This window comes from Streptomyces sp. NPDC021019 (assembly GCF_044333295.1).
Classification (GTDB): domain Bacteria; phylum Actinomycetota; class Actinomycetes; order Streptomycetales; family Streptomycetaceae; genus Streptomyces.
The window spans coordinates 458,078-474,532 of sequence record NZ_JBIRQR010000005.1 but is presented as its reverse complement, the minus strand read 5'-3'; the positions used below and the strand labels follow the sequence as shown (position 1 = coordinate 474,532).

Sequence of the window (16,455 nt, the reverse complement as noted above, 5' to 3'; positions counted from 1 at the left end):
GTGGTCTCCGGTGGCCGTGGGGTCAACGGTGCGGAGAACTTCCCGCTGATCGAGGCGCTGGCCGACAGTCTGGGTGCGGCTGTGGGTGCGTCGCGTGCCGCGGTCGACGCGGGCTGGTACCCGCACACCTCCCAGGTCGGGCAGACGGGTAAGTCGGTCTCGCCGCAGCTGTACATCGCTTCGGGTATCTCCGGCGCGATCCAGCACCGGGCGGGTATGCAGACCTCGAAGACGATCGTCGCGGTCAACAAGGACGCCGAGGCCCCGATCTTCGAACTCGTCGACTACGGCGTCGTCGGCGACCTCTTCGCCGTCGTGCCCCAGCTCACCGAGGAGATCAACACCCGCAAGGGCTGACCCCTCCGCAGAACACCCCGCCCCGGGCCGCACGGTGAACCCCACCGCGCGGCCCGCGGCCGTTCCGGACGACCATTGACGCAGGTCGAGCGGCCTTATAACTTCACTATACGGATTGTTGATTCCGGGAAGCGGAAAAAGCGAGAGCGTGGAGGGTATGGTCATGGGTCAGCAGGAGAAGGTGGCAACGAGCCTCGCCGGTGCGGTCAGCGAGGAGATCAGTGCCTCCCTCACGGCGGTCGACGCGGAACTCGCCCGCCGCTACCCGGGCGATCCCGGCACCCGCCAGCCCGTGCACACCGTCTACGTACCGGGTGACGTCTTCGAGCCCGGCTCCCTGCGCTCCTGGGGCGACCAGGCGCTGGCCGCCCTCGACGAACACGCCCCCGACGCCGCGTCGTTCGCCGCGGTCCTCGGGATCCCCGAGGAGCTGGCGGGCCCGGTCCACGACCGCGTACGGGCCAAGCTGGAGCGCGAGCCCGTCGAGGATCTGCGCATCGACTTCGAGGACGGCTACGGCCCCCGCCCGGACGCCGAGGAGGACGAGGCCGCAGCCCGTGCCGCCCGGCTGGTCTCGGAGGCGTACGCGAACGGCACGGCGGCCCCCTACATGGGCATCCGGATGAAGTGCATGGAGGCCGGCGTCCGTGACCGGTCCATCCGCACCACGGACGTCTTCCTCAGCGGGCTGATGGCGGCCGGAGGCCTGCCCGAAGGGCTCGTGCTGACCCTCCCGAAGGTCACGTACCCCGAGCAGGTCACCGCCTTCGTCCAGCTCCTGGAAGCATTCGAGAAGGCGCACGGCCTCGACGCCGGACGCATCGGCTTCGAGATCCAGATCGAGACGAGCCAGTCGATCCTCGCCGCCGACGGGACCGCCGCGGTGGCCCGCATGATCGACGCCGCGCGGGGCCGGGCGACCGGACTGCACTACGGCACCTTCGACTACAGCGCCTGTGTCGGGGTCAGCGCCGCCTATCAGGCCAGCGACCACCCGGCCGCCGACCACGCCAAGGCCGTCATGCAGGTCGCCGCCGCGGGCACCGGCGTACGCGTCTCCGACGGCTCGACCAACGTCCTGCCCGTCGGCCCGACCGACCAGGTCCACGAGGCCTGGCGGCTGCACTACGGCCTCACCCGCCGCGCTCTGGCCCGTGCGTACTACCAGGGCTGGGACATGCACCCCGGTCACCTGCCGACGCGCTACGCGGCCGTCTACGCCTTCTACCGGGAGGGCCTGGAGCCGGCCGCCGCCCGGCTCGCCGCCTATGTGGCCAAGGCCGGCGGCGACGTCATGGACGAGCCCGCCACCGCCAAGGCCCTCGGCGGTTACCTGCTGCGCGGCATCGACTGCGGCGCGCTGGACACCGCGGAGGTGGCTCGGCTGACCGGCCTGACCCGCGCGGACCTGGAGGCCTTCGCCTCGCCTCGCCGGGGCGACCTGACGGTCACGACTCCGTAAGGGGCGTCAGCGGATTTCGCGCCCCGGCGGGACGGTCCCTCCCGCCGGGGCGCTCCGGCGTGCCCGGCCGCCGTGAACGATCCTCCGGGACGTGTCCCGGGTCCTGTCGTCGAACTCCTGTCGTCGAACTTCCGTCGTCGAACTTCCGTCGTCCCCCGGAGGGCAGGCGGCCGTTTGACGACAGGGCCCAGGGAAGGCGGGGTCCCGGCCCGTCCTCAGGCGTCCCGGCGCGCGGCCGCCCCGCCGCGGGCGCGGTAGGCGCGCATCTTGTGCCGTGCGCCGCACACGTCCATGTCGCACCAGAGACCGTTCGACGACGGTGCCCGGTCGTAGAAGACCCAGCGGCACTCCGGTGCCGCGCAGGCCTTGAGGCGGGTGGCGTGACGTCCGGTCAGGCCATGCGCCAGGAGGGCTTCGAGCACCGGGCGTACCACCTCCGCCGCCGCCCCGCCGGAGGCCGGCCGCAGGGTGAGCGTGCCGTCGGGGCGTACGGCGGGAGCACCCGCGACCGCGGCGATGAGCCGGTTGAGAGCGTCGACCGCCTCCGGTGAGGTCCGCTCGACCAGAAAGGCCCGCACGGTCTCGCGCGCCTGCGCGAGTGAGGCCAGCTCTCCCTGATCGGCCGGTGTCGGGAAGCCGTGCGCGCCGAGCCACCGGGCAGCCGTCTCCGGCCGGGCGAGATCGTCCTCGTCGTGGAGATGGGTGGCCGTGTTGCAGAAGTCCTCGACCAGTTCGAGCTCCGCGGGCGCAGGGTTCCGTCGCATGGTCACCATCTTACCTAAGTTACCGACAATGAGCATTAGCTGGTAACGTCGATGGTCCAGTGAGGGTTCCCCCTCCCCATCGCACCCCAGGAGGCGCACCATGAACGGGAAGCTGACCAGGACGTTCGAGACTCCGGACGGTTCGGTCCGCTGGGACGTGCTGGGGGCGGGGGAGCCGGTGGTCCTGCTGCACGGCACCCCCTTCTCCTCGCTCATCTGGCGCGACATCGCCCCGGCGCTCGCCCGCGACCACCGCGTCCACCTCTGGGACCTGCTCGGGTTCGGACAGTCGGAGCAGCGCGACGGGCAGGACGTCGGTCCTGCGGCGCAGGCGAAGGTCTTCACCCGGCTCCTGGAGCACTGGGGGCTGGAGCGCCCGCGCGTGATCGCCCACGACATCGGCGGGGCCGTGGCCCTGCGGGCGCTGCTCCTGCACGGCGCGCGGTACGCGGACCTCACCCTGGTGGACGCGGTGGCCTGCGGGGAGTGGGGCACCGGGTTCTTCCGGCTCATCAGGGAGAACGCGCACCTCTTCGAGCAACTCCCCGGCTACGCCCACGAGGCGCTGGTCGAGAGCCACCTGCGCCACGCGACGCACACCGGTTATCGGGCGGACGTCCTGTCGGCCCATGTCGATCCGTGGCGCGGCGAGCGCGGCCGGGCCGCGTACTACCGCCAGTACCGGCAGGCCGAACAGGCCGCGACCGACGAGTTCCAGCACCTGCTGGGGGACGTTCCGGTGCCGACCCGGATCATCTGGGGGCGTGAGGACCGGTTCCTGCCGGCGCCCTTCGCCGAGCAGTTGCACGCGCTGATCCCGCACTCCGAACTGCACTGGATCGAGGGCGCGGGCCATACGGTGCAGGAGGACGCCCCCGCGCAACTGCTGGCCCTGCTGACCAGGGAATTCCGGCAGGCCGGCGCCGGCGCCTGACCACGCGCCGACGGGCGCCGTCCCGGCGTGCGGTTCTCGCATCCCCGCGACGCGGTCGGCCCGGTGCCCCCGTGCGGTCGGCCGTGCTCGACGGGCCTCAGGCGGGGGGCAGTTCGCCCGAGCCGCGGGGGATCAGCGTCGTCGGCAGTTCCACCCGTGCCGTGGCGTGGTCCGCCCCGTCGAGGCGGCGGAAGAGGTGCTCGGCGGCGGTCCTGCCGACCGCCGCGGCGTCCTGGGAGATCACGGTGATGCCGAGCAGGTCGGCCAGCTCGATGTCGTCGAACCCCACGAGCGCCACCGGCCGCTCCCGCTCCGCGATCACCCGGACCGCCGTCACCGTCACCCGGTTGTTGCCCGCGAACAGCGCGGTGACCGGCTCGGGCCCGGAGAGCATCTCCTCGGCGGCGGCCCGCACCCGCTCCGGCTCGGTGGAGCCGAGGGAGACCCACCCGTCCTCGACGGTGATGCCCGCGTCCCGCATGGCGGCGTGATAGCCGCGCAGTCGCTCGGTGGCCGTGTGGATCCGCGGCTGGTCGCCGATGAATCCGATCCTGCGGTGGCCGTGCGCGATGAGGTGGGCCACGCCCTCCCTGGCCCCGCCGAAGCTGTCGGAGAGCACCATGTCGACGTCCACGTGGCCCGCCGGGCGGTCCACGAAGACCGTGGCGATGCCCGCCTTGATCTCCGGCTCCAGATAACGGTGGTCGTCGCCCGCCGGGATCACGATCAGACCGTCCACCCGGCGGGCGCACAGCGCCAGCACCAACTCCTGCTCCCGCTCCGGGTCCTCGGCGCTGGAACCGTTGATCAGCAGCGCGCCGTGTGCGCGGGCGACCTCCTCCACGGCGCGGCTCAGCGGACCGTAGAACGGGTCCGCCAGATCCTCCAGGACCAGTCCGATGGATGCCGTACGGCCCTTGCGCAGCACACGGGCGCTGTCGTTGCGGCGGAAGCCGAGTGCGTCGATCGCCTCCTGCACGCGGCGCTCGGTGTCCGGTGTCACGCCCGGCTCGCTGTTCACCACCCGGGAGACCGTCTTCAGGCCGACTCCGGCGCGGGCCGCCACGTCCTTCATGGTCGGCCGGTTGCCGTAGCGGGTCTCGGAATGACGGGCGGTCCGGTCCACGTGCGCTGTCCTGTCGTCGGATTACGGGCGGGGCTGCGGTGCTCCGGCCGGCGCCGGGCGGGGCCCGCTGGGGGCGCCGCTGGGGTGATCGGAGGCTGTGGCGTCGAGCATAGGCCCTGGACAACGTTGTCAACAGAATGGAGACTGTGCAGACTGTGGACGGAACCCGCAGGTCCCGCCCCCTCACCGATCCGGAGAGCCCACACCGATGCATACCGACCTCGTCGCCGCGCTCGACATCGGCGGCACCAAGATCGCCGGCGCACTGGTGGACGGCGACGGCTCCCTCCTCGTACGGGCACAGCGGCCGACGCCCGCCCGGGAGGGCGCCGAGGCGGTCATGGGCGCCGTGGACGAGGTGCTGGGCGAGCTGACGGCCTCGCCGCTGTGGGGTCGCGCCGGCTCCGTCGGCATCGGCAGCGCCGGTCCGGTGGACGCCGCCGCCGGCACGGTCAGCCCGGTCAACGTCCCCGGCTGGAGGGACTTCCCGCTGGTGGAGCGCGTGCACAAGGCGGCGGGCGGACTATCGGTCGCGCTGGTCGGCGACGGGGTCGCGATGACGGCCGCCGAGCACTGGCTCGGCGCGGCCAGGGGCTACGACAACGCGCTGTGCCTCGTCGTGTCGACGGGCGTCGGCGGCGGCCTCGTCCTCGGCGGCACCCCGCGGTCCGGCCCCTCGGGCAACGCCGGGCACATCGGCCACATCAGCGTCGACCTGGACGGCGACCCGTGCCCCTGCGGTGCGCGCGGCTGCGTCGAGGGCATCGCCAGCGGCCCCAACATCGCCCGCCGCGCGCTGGAGAACGGCTGGCGCCCCGGCCTTGACGGCGACGCGACAGCCGCCGCGGTGGCCGTCTCCGCCCGCGCCGGAGACCCGGTCGCCATCGCCTCCTACGAGCGTGCCGCCCAGGCGCTGGCGGCAGGCATCGCCGCCACCGCCACCCTGGCGGACCTCGACATCGCGGTGGTCGGCGGGGGAGTGGCCGGGGCCGGCGACGTACTCTTCGTGCCGCTGCGCCGCAGCCTGCGCGACTACGCCACGCTCTCCTACCTCCGGCGGCTGACCGTGGCGCCCGCCCTGATGGGCACCGACGCGGGTCTGGTCGGGGCCGCGGCGGCGGCCATCGCGCTGCGCTAGCGAACCCCGGCGACAGCTTCCAGGGGGCGCCCGGTTCGTCGGGCCGGGCGCCTCCTGGGGTCATGTTCCGAGCGTCCTGCCCGGCCTCCGGTCGCCGGGACGACCGCATCCGGTCAACGCCGTCGCCGCCGCGGGGTTTCCGCGGCAGGGTGTTGCGGGCAAGCCACAGGGGGCTACGGAAGAGGGGGAACCGTGATCGTCTGGATCAACGGTGCGTTCAGTGCGGGCAAGACCAGCGCCGCGGGCGAACTGATCGATCTGATCCCGAACAGCACGCTGTACGACCCGGAGGTCACCGGCGCGGGGCTGCGCGGTCTGCTCCCGCAGAAGAGGCTCGCCGAGGTCGACGACTTCCAGGACCTGCCGATCTGGCGGCGGCTCGTGGTGGACACGGCGGCGGCGCTGCTCGCCGAGGTGCCCGGGGTGCTGGTGGTGCCGATGACCCTGCTGCGGCAGGAGTACCGCGACGAGATCTTCGGAGGGCTCGCCTCCCGGCGCATTCCCGTGCGGCATGTGGCGCTCTCACCTGAGGAAACGATCCTGCGCAGCCGGATCGCGGGCCGGGAGGAGTTTCCCGGCGACGAGGAGCAGAGCGAGCGCGTGCGCCGGTGGGCGTACGAGCACATCGGCCCGTACCGCGACGCCCTCGACTGGATCACCGAGGACGCGCATGTGGTCGACAACAGCGTCCTCACGCCCCGGGAGACCGCCGAGCGGATCGCGGACGCCGTGCGCACGGGGAACGCCGCGCCGTGTCCGATCGTCCAGAGTCCGGAGCCGACCGCCGAGACGGTGGCCGCCGGGGTGCTGCTCTTCGACGAGCAGGACCGGGTGCTGCTCGTCGACCCGACGTACAAACCGGGGTGGGAGTTTCCCGGCGGGGTGGTGGAGGCGGGCGAGGCTCCCGCACAGGCCGGGATCCGTGAGGTCGCCGAGGAGATAGGCCTCCGCCTCGACCGGGTTCCCACCCTGCTGCTCGTCGACTGGGAGTCGCCCCGCCCGCCCGGCTACGGCGGGCTGCGCTTCCTCTTCGACGGCGGCCTGTTGCGCTCCGAGGACGCCGGCCGGCTGCTGCTGCCCGGCTCCGAGCTGCGCGGCTGGCGCTTCGTCACCGAGGAGGAGGCCGCGGGGATGCTGCCGCCCACCCGGTACGAGCGGCTGCGCTGGGCCCTGCGGGCGCGCGAGCGGTCGACAGTGCTGAACCTGGAGGCAGGGGTCCCGGTGGGCTGAGCGGCGCCCGTTCGCCGCTCACGCGCCGTTCGCCGCCGCGTCCATCGCCGCGGCCGCGTTCTCGGTGAGCGGGTCGCCGTGACCGAAGCAGACGGTGCGGGCCGCGAGCGCGGCCAGGCGCCGGAACGTGGCGGCCGCCCCGGCCCGGTCCACGTTGAACACGCCGAGCATCACCCGCCGCTCCGCGGAGGCGACGGTGTCCCCGGTGAACAGCACGTCGTGGCGCGGCAGATGGAGCGCGACGGAGCCCGCCGTGTGACCGGGGGCGTGGACCACCCGTGCCCCGTCCCCGAACGGCAGCACCTCGCCGCCGGTCACCTCCCGGTCGACCCGGGTGGGCGGGGCGTCGGGGACCGTCAGCCCGTGCTCCCACAGCGGCAGTTCCCAGTCCAGCAGGTCCGGCTCCGGTACGGGGCGCTCGCCCCGTACCACCGGGGCGTCCAGTGCGTGGGCGATGATCTCGGCGCCGTGCCGCTCCGCCAGCTCCTGCGCGGCCCCGTAGTGGTCCCGGTGGCCATGGGTGATGACGATGCGCCGGATCCCGGCGGGGTCGAGGCCGAGCGTGCGGATCGCGTCCTCGATCGCGGCGGCCGACCCGACGTCACCCGCGTCGATCAGGGTGAGCTCCGTCCCGTCGTGCCAGAGATAGGCCTGACCGATCCGGAAGCGGAACATGTGCAACTGGGGGAGTACCTCGACGAGATCCATGCGGCGAACGTAAGCGGCGGGGGACGTCCGCCGCACGGACCTACGCTTCGGGCGACTCCGCCGAGGGCGTAGCGGCGCTCCCGGCCGCCCCGTGGGGCGGCCTCAGGAGGTCAGATCCTCTTCGACTCCGCGTAGTTCCGCAGGAACAGCGCCTCGGCGACCGACATCCGCTCCAGCTCCTCGGGTGACACGCTCTCGTTCACCGCGTGGATCTGCGCCTCGGGCTCGCTCAGCCCGATCAGCAGGATCTCCGCCTCCGGGTAGAGGCCCGCCAGCGTGTTGCACAGCGGGATGGAGCCGCCCATCCCGGAGGACTGCATCTCCTGGCCCGGGTACGCGTCCCGCATCGCTTCCGCCATCGCCGTGTACGCCGGGCTGGTCATGTCCGCGCGGAACGGCTGGCCCTGGCCCACCTGTTCCACCCGCACCCGCGCACCCCAGGGCGCGCGGGACTCCAGGTGGGCGGTGAGCAGCTTCGTCGCCTCGGCGGCGTCCTGGCCCGGCGGCACCCGCAGGCTGATCTGCGCCCGCGCGCTCGCCTGCACCGACGGTGTCGCGCCGACGACCGGCGGGCAGTCGATGCCGATGACGGTGACGGCGGGGCGGGCCCAGATCCGGTCCGCGACCGTGCCCGTGCCGATCAGCTCCACCCCGTCCAGCACCTTGGCGTCCTGCCGGAACTCCGCCTCCGGGTACTGGAGCCCGTCCCAGTCGGCGTCGCCCGTCAGACCGTCGACCGTGGTCGTCCCGTCCTCGGCGCGCAGCGAGGCCAGCAGCTGGATCATCGCGGCCAGCGCGTCCGGGGCCGCGCCACCGAACTGGCCCGAGTGCAGGTTCCCCTCAAGGGTGTCCAACCGCACCCGCAGCATCGTCATCCCGCGCAGCGTCGCGGTGACGGTCGGCAGCCCGACCCGGAAGTTCCCGGTGTCGCCGATGACGATCGTGTCGGCCGCGAGCAGCTCCGGGTGCGCTTCCGCGTACCGCTCCAGACCGCCGGTGCCCTGTTCCTCGGATCCCTCGGCGATCACCTTCACCGAGACCGGGACGCCACCGTTCGCCTTGAGGGCGCGCAACGCGAGCAGGTGCATGATGAACCCGCCCTTGCAGTCGGCCGCGCCCCGGCCGAACCAGCGGCCGTCGCGCTCGGTCAGCTCGAACGGCGGGGAGATCCACGCCGACTCGTCCAGCGGCGGCTGCACGTCGTAGTGCGCGTAGAGCAGCACGGTCGGAGCCCCGGCCGGGCCGGGCAGGAACCCGTAGACGGACTGCGTGCCGTCGGGGGTGTCCAGCAGGGCGACGTCCGTGAACTCCTCGGCGCGCAGGGCGTCGGCGACCCAGTTCGCCGCGCCCTCGCACTCGCTCCTCGGGAACACCGCCGGGTCCGCCACCGACTGGAACGCCACCAGCTCGGCCAGCTCCTCCCGGGCGCGGGGCATCAGCGAGGCGACGGTCTCGGGAATCGGACGGGCGGTCATGGGCACGCTCCTCGTGGGTGCGACGTTATGGGTAGGGCGCGGTGTGTACGCGACCGTGTGCGACGCCGTCGGTGAGGCGACGCATGTACGACGAAATCATGGCCGATCCTCCCACAGGAGGGCTTGGCCGGAACGCGCCGTAGGATGCCGTGAGCAGCTTGGGGCCACTGGTCGGATCAGGAGCAGAAGCACATCGTGAGCAGCGAGAACGCAGACGCCGGACGTGAGCCGGAAGAGTCGTCCGTGTGGGATGTCGTCGTGGTCGGCGCCGGACCGGGCGGCGCATCGGCGGCGTACGCGGCAGCCGTGGCGGGCCGGAGAGTCCTGCTGCTGGAGAAAGCGGAACTGCCGCGCTACAAGACCTGTGGCGGGGGCATCATCGGGTTCTCGCGGGACTCCCTGCCGCCGGGGTTCGAACTGCCCCTGAAGGACCGCATCCACGCGGTCACCTTCTCGCTCAACGGCAAGCTGTCGCGCACCCGACGCTCCCGGCGCATGCTCTTCGGGCTCATCAACCGCCCGGAGTTCGACGCCGGTCTGGTCGAGGAGGCGCAGAAGGCCGGTGCCGAACTGCGCACCGGGGCATCGGTGGTGCGGGTCGAGCAGCACGGTCCGGCCGTGCCCGACCGGCGTACGGTCGCCGTGGTGCTGGCCGGTGGCGAGACGGTGCTCGCGCGGGCGGTCGTCGGCGCGGACGGCAGCGCGGGCCGGATAGGAGCTCATGTCGGGGTGAAGCTCGACCAGGTCGACCTCGGCCTGGAGGCGGAGATCCCGGTTCCGGCCACCGTCGCGGAGGACTGGTCGGGCCGGGTGCTCATCGACTGGGGCCCGATGCCGGGCAGTTACGGCTGGGTGTTCCCCAAGGGGGACACGCTCACCGTGGGCGTCATCTCGGCGCGCGGCGACGGCGCGGGCACCAAGCGGTATCTGGAGGACTTCATCGCCCGCCTCGGCCTCGCCGGGTTCGAGCCGTCCGTCTCCTCGGGGCACCTCACCCGCTGCCGCAGCGACGACTCGCCGCTCTCCCGCGGCCGGGTCGTGGTCTGCGGGGACGCGGCCGGACTGCTGGAGCCGTGGACCCGCGAGGGCATCTCCTTCGCGCTGCGCTCGGGCCGGCTCGCGGGGGAGTGGGCGGTCCGGATCGCCGAGTCGCACGACGCGGTGGACGCCCGCCGTCAGGCCCTCAACTACGCCTTCGCCATCAAGGCCGGTCTCGGCGTGGAGATGGGCGTCGGCCGCCGCATGCTCAAGCTGTTCGAGCGCCGGCCGGGGATGCTGCACGCGGTGCTGACCGGCTTCCGCCCGGCGTGGAAGGCGTTCGCCGGAATCACCCGGGGAACGACGTCGCTGGCCGAGCTGGTCCGTACGCATCCGCTGGCGCAGCGGGCGCTGTCCGCGATGGACCGCTGAGGCCGCACCGTGCTTTCCGGGGTGCCGCTCCGCCCGGCCGGGGCGGCGCCCCTACGTCGGACGGGACGGGTCAGCCCGCGACCGTGATGCGGAAGACCGGGTGGTCCGGGCAGGCCGCGAGCAGCTCGGCGTCGGTGGACTTCGCCGTGATCCCCCGGAAGTACTGGTTGACCTCCCAGCCCCACCGCTCCAGATAGGCCCGGATGATCCGGGCCTTCTGCGCGTCGTCGGCGATCTCCACGGCGGTGAAGCGGCTCACCTTGCGCCCCAGTCGCAGCTCTCCGCCGCCCGCGACACGCATGTTGCGCACCCACTGCGAGTGACCCCGGGCCGAGACGACGTACCGCTCGCCCTCGAAGGCGTGGGCATTGACCGGGATGCGCTGAAGCTGCCCGCTCTTTCGCCCGCGCACCGACAGCTCGGCCGATCCCATCAGGCTGATGCCGTGTCGGGCCAGCCATCCGACGATCCTGTTGAGACGTTCGGCGGCGGCGCTCGCCCGGAGGTAGTAGGGCTGGTGCGACATGGGTGACTCCCGCAGTTGAGAGAGCGGCGCTCTCGCTTGAGATCAGTGTGCACGAGCTGGGCGCCCCGAAGCAAGAGCGCTGCTCTCTTCGTGGATTCTCGCTCTTGTTTCTGGTCGGCGATCCATGCGCGTGGCAGACTGATCGCATGAGCACCATCCGAGGGGCCAGGGAACGCGCCCGCATCGAAGTGACCGCGGCCATCAAGGACGAGGCCAGGAAGCAGCTCGCGGAGGAGGGCGCGGCGAAGCTCTCGCTGCGAGCCGTGGCCCGGGAGCTGGGCATGGTCTCCTCCGCGCTCTACCGCTACTTCCCCAGCCGCGACGACCTGCTCACCGCGCTGATCGTCGACGCGTTCGACGCGATCGGCGCGGTCGCGGAGCGGGCGGCGGAGGAGCGGGCGGGGGCGGCCCCGCCCGCCGAACGCTGGATCGCGGTGGCCTGTGCCGTACGGGAGTGGGGGCTCGCCCACCCCCATGAGTACGCCCTGATCCACGGTTCACCCGTCCCCGGCTACACCGCCCCGATGGACACGGTGGGGCCCGCGTCCCGGGTGGGGCTGGTCCTCATCGACATCGTCCGTACCGCGTCCCGGGCCGAGGACCTCGCCGTACCCTCCCTCGCCCCGGAGCTGCGGTCCGACGCGGAGCGGATGGCCGCCGAGTTCGCCCCGGACGTGCCTCCGGCCGCCGTGGCGGCCCTGATCGCCGCCTGGGCCCAGCTGTTCGGCCTGATCTCCTTCGAGCTGTTCGGCCAGTTCAACCGGGTCGTCGAGGCGCGCGAGCCGCTGTTCCGGCAGGCCGCGGGCGACCTGGCCCGCTCGGTCGGCCTGCGCGCGGTCGAGCCGTAGGTCGTGTCCGCGAAGTCTCGTCCGGCCCGCGACGCCTGGCACTTCCCGGCAAGGAGGCGCTCGACGAGGTACGTCAGGTGCTCGCCGGCCTCCGGGCGCCCGGCGACGCCCCCACCTCCCCGGCCCCCGGCCCGGGCCGGCTCCCCGAGCGCGTCGAACGGGCGGCGTCCGCCGGGCTCACCACCGTGGCGAGCGAGGGCGATCCGGCCGCCGTCCCGCCCGGCCCCGGTCTCGCCGCCTTCCGCATCGTCCAGGAGGCCCTGACCAACGTCGTCCGCCACTCCGGCTCCCGTACGGCCCTGGTGCGCATCGGCTACGGCTCCGGGCGCGTCCGGAGCCGCGTCGACGACGAGGGACCCGCGACCGGGCCCAACTCGTCGTCCTCGCCTACGCGTCGGGTCCGGTGCGCCCCGGTCGGCTCGGCTGGGCCGAGGCGCACCCGGTCTCTCGGCCGGCGGCGCTCATCAGGTGACCGCGGAGTTGTCCGTCCAGATCCGGGCCACCGAGCGGTCGCCGCGCAGCGTGACGGCGGTGAGCGGCAGCCGGTTCCAGAGGGCGAGGTAGAGCCCCTCCGTCGTACCGCTCAGCTCGCAGTCGAAGCCGTCGTCCGGCTGGGCCCCGGCCTCCGACCGCACGGCCCGGGGCGGATCCTGGGAGATCCGTACCGTCCAGGTCGCCTCCGTGTCCACGGCCCGCACCCGCAGCGTCCGGGGCTTCTTGGAACGCACCTTGCTCTTGGGCCGGGCGTGGAACCCCGTCAGGAGTTCGTCGATGCCGTCGACCGCCCGGTCCGCGGACACCGCGGTCAGCGGACCGCCGAGCGCCGACTCGGCGTCCACGCGGTGCACGGTCGTCTCGTTGAGCTGGCGGCGGGACCAGAACGCCAGGGGAGAGGGGGCCGGCAGGAAGGTCCAGCAGTCCAGGCCGGCGGGGGCTTCCTCCAGGGACCTGACCAGATGGCGGTGTCCCTCGCGGAACCAGTCCAGGAGTTCGGCGCCGTCGAGAGCGGGTTCGCCGCCGTCCGGGCGGTAGGCGGTGTGGGCCTCGGTGACGAACGCCGCCGCCCAACGGTGCACCATGCCGGTGTGCCGCAGGAGGTGACGTATCTGCCAGCCGGGACAGGTCGGAACCGATGCTCCCGATCCGGCCCGCTCGGCGGCGGCCGCGAGCAGCCGCCCTTCCTCGGACAACGACGCTATGTGCTCGGCGATCTGCATGGCGGCGATTGTGCCAGGGCCCTGTTCGGTCCTCAGACGCCCTGCGGGTGCGCGGAACCGGCCGATCCGGTCCGGCGCACCAGGCGGACGAACCAGCCCAGGGCCAGCGACTGGACGAGGACCGAGACCACCAGGCCGAGCACCAGGAACCAGGTGGGCCCGCCGGCCTCGGCGCCCGCGAGGGAGCCGCCGAGGAAGAACAGGAAGACGGTCGGGGCCGCGAGGAGGAACAGCCAGACGCCGGAGAACGAGGCGTCCTCATGGGCGACGAACAGGGTGTCCGCGGCCACGAACAGCGTCGCCGCGAGCACCAGCCCGAGGTAGATCAGGGAAGCGGGGTTGCGGAACGTCAGCCGGACCAGGGTGTTCAGGTGCGGGTGGTCGGTCAGGCGCGTCATGGTGTGCTCCCCTGCTGCTCGCTCTGCCTCTTGCTCGGTCGAGGCTTCCATCGTGCGCCGGGCGAGCGGGTCCCGCCTGAGTACGGCTACTCAATCGGCCATGTGTGCGGTGATCAGGTGTGCGCGTCCGTCGTCGCGTTGCGCGCTCCGTAGCCCAGGGCGGCCGCCGCCGCGGCCAGCAGGGCGACCGTCGTCAGGGCCAGTGGCAGCGAGAACCAGTCGGCGAGGAAGCCGATCGCGGGCGGGCCGAGCAGCATCCCGCCGTAGCCGAGCGTCGACGCCGCCGCGACTCCGCTCGGCCCCGCGAGTTCGCCCGCGCGCCCCACCGCGACGGGGAAGATGTTGGCGAGCCCGAGGCCGGTGACCGCGAACCCGGCCAGCGCCAGCCAGGTGGTCGGCGCCAGCGAGCCCAGCAGCATTCCGGCGGAGGCCGTCGCGCCGCCGAGGACGAGGGTGCGGGTCTGGCCGAGCCGTTCCAGGAGTATGGTCCCGGTCAGCCGGCCCGCCGTCATCGTCAGGGCGAACAGCGCGTAGCCGGCGGCGGCGAGCCCGGGGTGCGCGCCCAGGTCCTGTTCCAGGTGGAGTGCGCCCCAGTCGGCGAGGGCCCCTTCCCCGTACGCCGTGCACAGGGCGATCACGCCGAAGAGCACGACGACGCGGCGGGCCCGGGGCGACAGCCGCTGCTTCGGTGCTTCCCGGTCGACGGGCCGAGGGGCGGCGGGGGCCGGGCGGTGGCGCAGCAGGGCGGGCCCGGCGAACGCGGTGACGATCAGGCCTGTCCCGGCCAGCAGGAAGAGGTGCGTGGAGGCGGCCAGGCCCCCCGCCACCAGCCCGCCGAGCCCGGCGCCGACCATGCCGCCCAGGCTGAACGCCGCGTGGAAGCTCGGCATCACGGGCCGGCGCAGTTCGGCGACCAGGTCGACGGCGGCGCTGTTCATTGCCACGTTCATCCCGCCGTACGCCGCTCCGAACACCAGCAGCACGAGTCCGAGGGAGAGCGCCGAGTGGGTCTGGGCGGGCAGGGCGATACTCAGGGGAAGCAGGAGGCCGCAGACCACGGTGACGGCATGGCTGCCGTAACGGCGGCACAGCCGGCCGGTGAGCATCATGGTGACGACCGCCCCGGCGGAGACGCCCAGCAGGGCGAGGCCGAGGGTGGAGGCGGAGGCTCCGGTCTGCTGCTTGATGGCCGGGATACGGACCACCCAGCCGGCGAAGAGGAACCCGTCGAGGGCGAAGAACACGGTCAGTGCGGTACGGAGGCGGGCCGACGAGGGTGCGGCGGTGTCTCCGCCAGGTCCCCCGGGTAGGGCCGTCCGCAGTTTGTTTAGTTGCGGCACAAACTCAGCATAGGGGCGCTCTGGCGACGGGCGCAACACCGCTGCGCGCCGTGCGTCGCGGGGGCCCGGCCGTGGCCGGGACGGGGCCGCCGGGCAGGCCCGGGGCGTCCGGGGCGCCTTCGGATCATGGGAGACTCGCCCCCATGAACGGCAAGGCGACGACCACCCGGACGAAGTTGGAGAGGGGCCGCAGTGCGCTCGGGCCCGCACTGGAACTGGTCCACACCGGACGCGCCCCCACCCGGGCCGTGCTCACCTCCGAACTCGGCGTCACCCGCGCCACCGCCGGGGCGGTCGCCGCGGAACTGGAGGCGCTCGGGCTGATCCGGGTCGACTCCAGCCCCGGTTCGGCGGCCGGCTCCCAGGGCCGCCCCTCGCACCGGCTGTCCGTCCTGGAGACCGGCCCCGTCGTCCTCGCCGCGCAGGTGCACGCCGACGGCTTCCGGGCCGCGCTCGTCGGGCTCGGCGGCCGGATCGTCGCCACCTCGCCGGGCTGCGTCGCCGTGATGGCCGACCCGGCACAGGTGCTCGGCGAGGTCGTGGAAGCGGGGGCGGGGCTGCTGCGGGAGGGCGGGCTGCGCTGCGTCGGGGCCGGGCTCGCGGTGCCCTCCGCGGTCGCCGAGCCGGAGGGCACCGCCCTCAATCCCCTGCACATCGCCTGGCCCGCCGGCTCCCCGGTCCGCGACATCTTCGCCGCCTGCGTACGCGAAGCGGGCATCACCGGACCCGCGTTCACCGGCAACGACGTCAACCTCACAGCCCTGGCCGAGCACCGGCACGGCGCGGGCCGCGGCGCCCAGCACCTCCTGTGCGTGGCCACCGGGCACCGGGGCGTCGGCGGGGCCCTCGTTCTCGACGGTCGCCTGCACAGCGGGAGTTCGGGTCTCGCGCTGGAGGTGGGACATCTCACCGTGAACCCCGAGGGGCGGCCCTGCCACTGCGGCGGGCGCGGCTGCCTCGACGTGGAGACCGACCCGCTGGCCTTCCTCACCACCGCCCGCCGCGAACCGGGTCCCGAGGAGTCCCTCCTCAAGCAGGCCGGAAACCTGCTCCGTACGGAGTACGGAGACCTCGCCGTACGGCACGCCGCCGAAGCGCTGATCGACCGCCTGGGGCTGGGGCTGGCCGGACTGGTCAACATCCTCAACCCGGACCGGATCATCCTCGGCGGGCTCCACCGTGACCTGCTGGAAGCGGACCCGGAGCGGCTGCGCGCCGTCGTCGCGGACCGGAGCCTGTGGGGGCGCAGCGGCAGCGTGCCGATCCTGCCGTGCACGCTGGCCCACAACAGCCTGGTGGGCGCCGCCGAACTGGCCTGGCAGCCGGTCCTCGACGACCCGCTCGCGGCGCTGCCCTGACGCCCGCAGGCCCCGCCGCCAGCGCACCGTTCACCGCTGCCGCTGCCGCTGCCGCTGCCGCTGCCGCTGCCGCTGCCGCTGCCACTGCCATCCCGGCCGGCCGCTGGAGGCCAGGCGCGGCACGGGCTCAGACCGCTTCCGCGGGAGTACGCGTACGACCGCCG

At 73.4% G+C, this 16,455-nt stretch carries 16 protein-coding genes and 1 pseudogene; 9 read left to right on the top strand and 8 right to left on the bottom strand.

Annotated elements, in window-relative coordinates; genetic code table 11:
• Together ACH4RG_RS27225 and ACH4RG_RS27220 are read left to right on the top strand one after the other, a co-directional pair.
• The coding region (locus ACH4RG_RS27225; RefSeq protein WP_398540391.1) for an electron transfer flavoprotein subunit alpha/FixB family protein at positions 1 to 357 on the top strand (357 nt) is incomplete at its 5' end.
• A 163-nt stretch (positions 358 to 520) separates the two neighbouring features.
• Positions 521 to 1,819 (top strand): DUF6986 family protein, encoded by a 1,299-nt coding sequence (locus ACH4RG_RS27220; RefSeq protein WP_397924330.1) that lies wholly within the window; start codon positions 521 to 523, stop codon positions 1,817 to 1,819.
• Between the two features lie 215 nt (positions 1,820 to 2,034).
• Here ACH4RG_RS27220 and ACH4RG_RS27215 read toward each other — a convergent pair whose 3' ends face one another.
• Positions 2,035 to 2,583 carry a CGNR zinc finger domain-containing protein gene (locus ACH4RG_RS27215; protein ID WP_397931614.1) on the bottom strand — a complete coding sequence of 183 codons (549 nt, stop codon included), beginning with the start codon at positions 2,581 to 2,583 and terminating at the stop codon, positions 2,035 to 2,037.
• Between the two features lie 100 nt (positions 2,584 to 2,683).
• On the opposite strand from ACH4RG_RS27215, the gene ACH4RG_RS27210 reads away from it, so the two are divergent.
• On the top strand, positions 2,684 to 3,517 hold the full coding sequence (locus tag ACH4RG_RS27210; RefSeq protein ID WP_397931617.1) for an alpha/beta fold hydrolase: 834 nt from the start codon (positions 2,684 to 2,686) through the stop codon (positions 3,515 to 3,517).
• A 97-nt stretch (positions 3,518 to 3,614) separates the two neighbouring features.
• Here the strand turns inward: ACH4RG_RS27210 and ACH4RG_RS27205 are convergent, their stop codons facing one another.
• Positions 3,615 to 4,643, bottom strand: a complete 1,029-nt coding sequence (locus ACH4RG_RS27205; protein WP_397924336.1) for a LacI family DNA-binding transcriptional regulator — start codon at positions 4,641 to 4,643, stop codon at positions 3,615 to 3,617.
• Positions 4,644 to 4,851: 208 nt separating this feature from the next.
• Here ACH4RG_RS27205 and ACH4RG_RS27200 point away from each other — a divergent pair, with 208 nt between their 5' ends.
• Positions 4,852 to 5,781 carry an ROK family protein gene (locus ACH4RG_RS27200; protein WP_397924338.1) on the top strand — a complete coding sequence of 310 codons (930 nt, stop codon included), beginning with the start codon at positions 4,852 to 4,854 and terminating at the stop codon, positions 5,779 to 5,781.
• A 192-nt stretch (positions 5,782 to 5,973) separates the two neighbouring features.
• Positions 5,974 to 7,011 (top strand): NUDIX domain-containing protein, encoded by a 1,038-nt coding sequence (locus tag ACH4RG_RS27195; protein WP_397924340.1) that lies wholly within the window; start codon positions 5,974 to 5,976, stop codon positions 7,009 to 7,011.
• Positions 7,012 to 7,029: 18 nt separating this feature from the next.
• Here ACH4RG_RS27195 and ACH4RG_RS27190 read toward each other — a convergent pair whose 3' ends face one another.
• Positions 7,030 to 7,719 carry an MBL fold metallo-hydrolase gene (locus ACH4RG_RS27190; RefSeq protein ID WP_397924342.1) on the bottom strand — a complete coding sequence of 230 codons (690 nt, stop codon included), beginning with the start codon at positions 7,717 to 7,719 and terminating at the stop codon, positions 7,030 to 7,032.
• Between the two features lie 110 nt (positions 7,720 to 7,829).
• Positions 7,830 to 9,194 (bottom strand): dipeptidase, encoded by a 1,365-nt coding sequence (locus ACH4RG_RS27185; RefSeq protein WP_397924344.1) that lies wholly within the window; start codon positions 9,192 to 9,194, stop codon positions 7,830 to 7,832.
• A gap of 195 nt (positions 9,195 to 9,389) precedes the next feature.
• Between ACH4RG_RS27185 and ACH4RG_RS27180 the strand changes: the two genes are divergently transcribed.
• Positions 9,390 to 10,604, top strand: a complete 1,215-nt coding sequence (locus ACH4RG_RS27180) for a geranylgeranyl reductase family protein (RefSeq protein ID WP_397924346.1) — start codon at positions 9,390 to 9,392, stop codon at positions 10,602 to 10,604.
• A 70-nt stretch (positions 10,605 to 10,674) separates the two neighbouring features.
• On the opposite strand, the gene ACH4RG_RS27175 is transcribed toward ACH4RG_RS27180, so the two are convergent.
• Positions 10,675 to 11,130: a nitroreductase family deazaflavin-dependent oxidoreductase gene (locus ACH4RG_RS27175; RefSeq protein ID WP_397924348.1), complete on the bottom strand. Its 456-nt coding sequence runs from the start codon at positions 11,128 to 11,130 to the stop codon at positions 10,675 to 10,677.
• Between the two features lie 146 nt (positions 11,131 to 11,276).
• Here ACH4RG_RS27175 and ACH4RG_RS27170 point away from each other — a divergent pair, with 146 nt between their 5' ends.
• Both ACH4RG_RS27170 and ACH4RG_RS27165 read left to right on the top strand, forming a co-directional pair.
• Positions 11,277 to 11,978 (top strand): TetR/AcrR family transcriptional regulator, encoded by a 702-nt coding sequence (locus tag ACH4RG_RS27170; RefSeq protein WP_397924350.1) that lies wholly within the window; start codon positions 11,277 to 11,279, stop codon positions 11,976 to 11,978.
• Positions 11,979 to 12,028: 50 nt separating this feature from the next.
• Positions 12,029 to 12,493 (top strand): annotated as a pseudogene (locus ACH4RG_RS27165) (sensor histidine kinase); the annotation flags it as partial.
• On the opposite strand, the gene ACH4RG_RS27160 reads toward ACH4RG_RS27165, so the two are convergent.
• From ACH4RG_RS27160 to ACH4RG_RS27150, 3 genes are all read right to left on the bottom strand, one after another.
• On the bottom strand, positions 12,443 to 13,195 hold the full coding sequence (locus ACH4RG_RS27160; protein ID WP_398163234.1) for a maleylpyruvate isomerase family mycothiol-dependent enzyme: 753 nt from the start codon (positions 13,193 to 13,195) through the stop codon (positions 12,443 to 12,445). The pseudogene ACH4RG_RS27165 and the gene ACH4RG_RS27160 overlap by 51 nt on opposite strands.
• A 32-nt stretch (positions 13,196 to 13,227) precedes the next feature.
• Positions 13,228 to 13,593 (bottom strand): SCO4225 family membrane protein, encoded by a 366-nt coding sequence (locus tag ACH4RG_RS27155; protein ID WP_397924354.1) that lies wholly within the window; start codon positions 13,591 to 13,593, stop codon positions 13,228 to 13,230.
• Between the two features lie 113 nt (positions 13,594 to 13,706).
• Positions 13,707 to 14,837 (bottom strand): MFS transporter, encoded by a 1,131-nt coding sequence (locus ACH4RG_RS27150; protein ID WP_397924356.1) that lies wholly within the window; start codon positions 14,835 to 14,837, stop codon positions 13,707 to 13,709.
• A 239-nt stretch (positions 14,838 to 15,076) separates the two neighbouring features.
• On the opposite strand from ACH4RG_RS27150, the gene ACH4RG_RS27145 reads away from it, so the two are divergent.
• Positions 15,077 to 16,291, top strand: coding sequence for an ROK family protein (locus ACH4RG_RS27145; protein WP_398540390.1), 1,215 nt, complete (start codon positions 15,077 to 15,079; stop codon positions 16,289 to 16,291).
• The last annotated feature ends 164 nt before the right edge of the window (positions 16,292 to 16,455 follow it).

Excerpts from the sequence above, each read along its gene's own strand:
- ACH4RG_RS27220 (WP_397924330.1), top strand. The coding sequence starts at position 521 with ATGGGTCAGCAGGAGAAGGTGGCAACGAGCCTCGCCGGTGCGGTCAGC.
- ACH4RG_RS27215 (WP_397931614.1), bottom strand. The coding sequence starts at position 2,583 with ATGCGACGGAACCCTGCGCCCGCGGAGCTCGAACTGGTCGAGGACTTC.
- ACH4RG_RS27210 (WP_397931617.1), top strand. The coding sequence starts at position 2,684 with ATGAACGGGAAGCTGACCAGGACGTTCGAGACTCCGGACGGTTCGGTC.
- ACH4RG_RS27200 (WP_397924338.1), top strand. The coding sequence starts at position 4,852 with ATGCATACCGACCTCGTCGCCGCGCTCGACATCGGCGGCACCAAGATC.
- ACH4RG_RS27190 (WP_397924342.1), bottom strand. The coding sequence starts at position 7,719 with ATGGATCTCGTCGAGGTACTCCCCCAGTTGCACATGTTCCGCTTCCGG.
- ACH4RG_RS27185 (WP_397924344.1), bottom strand. The coding sequence starts at position 9,194 with ATGACCGCCCGTCCGATTCCCGAGACCGTCGCCTCGCTGATGCCCCGC.
- ACH4RG_RS27175 (WP_397924348.1), bottom strand. The coding sequence starts at position 11,130 with ATGTCGCACCAGCCCTACTACCTCCGGGCGAGCGCCGCCGCCGAACGT.
- ACH4RG_RS27170 (WP_397924350.1), top strand. The coding sequence starts at position 11,277 with ATGAGCACCATCCGAGGGGCCAGGGAACGCGCCCGCATCGAAGTGACC.
- ACH4RG_RS27160 (WP_398163234.1), bottom strand. The coding sequence starts at position 13,195 with ATGCAGATCGCCGAGCACATAGCGTCGTTGTCCGAGGAAGGGCGGCTG.
- ACH4RG_RS27155 (WP_397924354.1), bottom strand. The coding sequence starts at position 13,593 with ATGACGCGCCTGACCGACCACCCGCACCTGAACACCCTGGTCCGGCTG.
- ACH4RG_RS27145 (WP_398540390.1), top strand. The coding sequence starts at position 15,077 with ATGAACGGCAAGGCGACGACCACCCGGACGAAGTTGGAGAGGGGCCGC.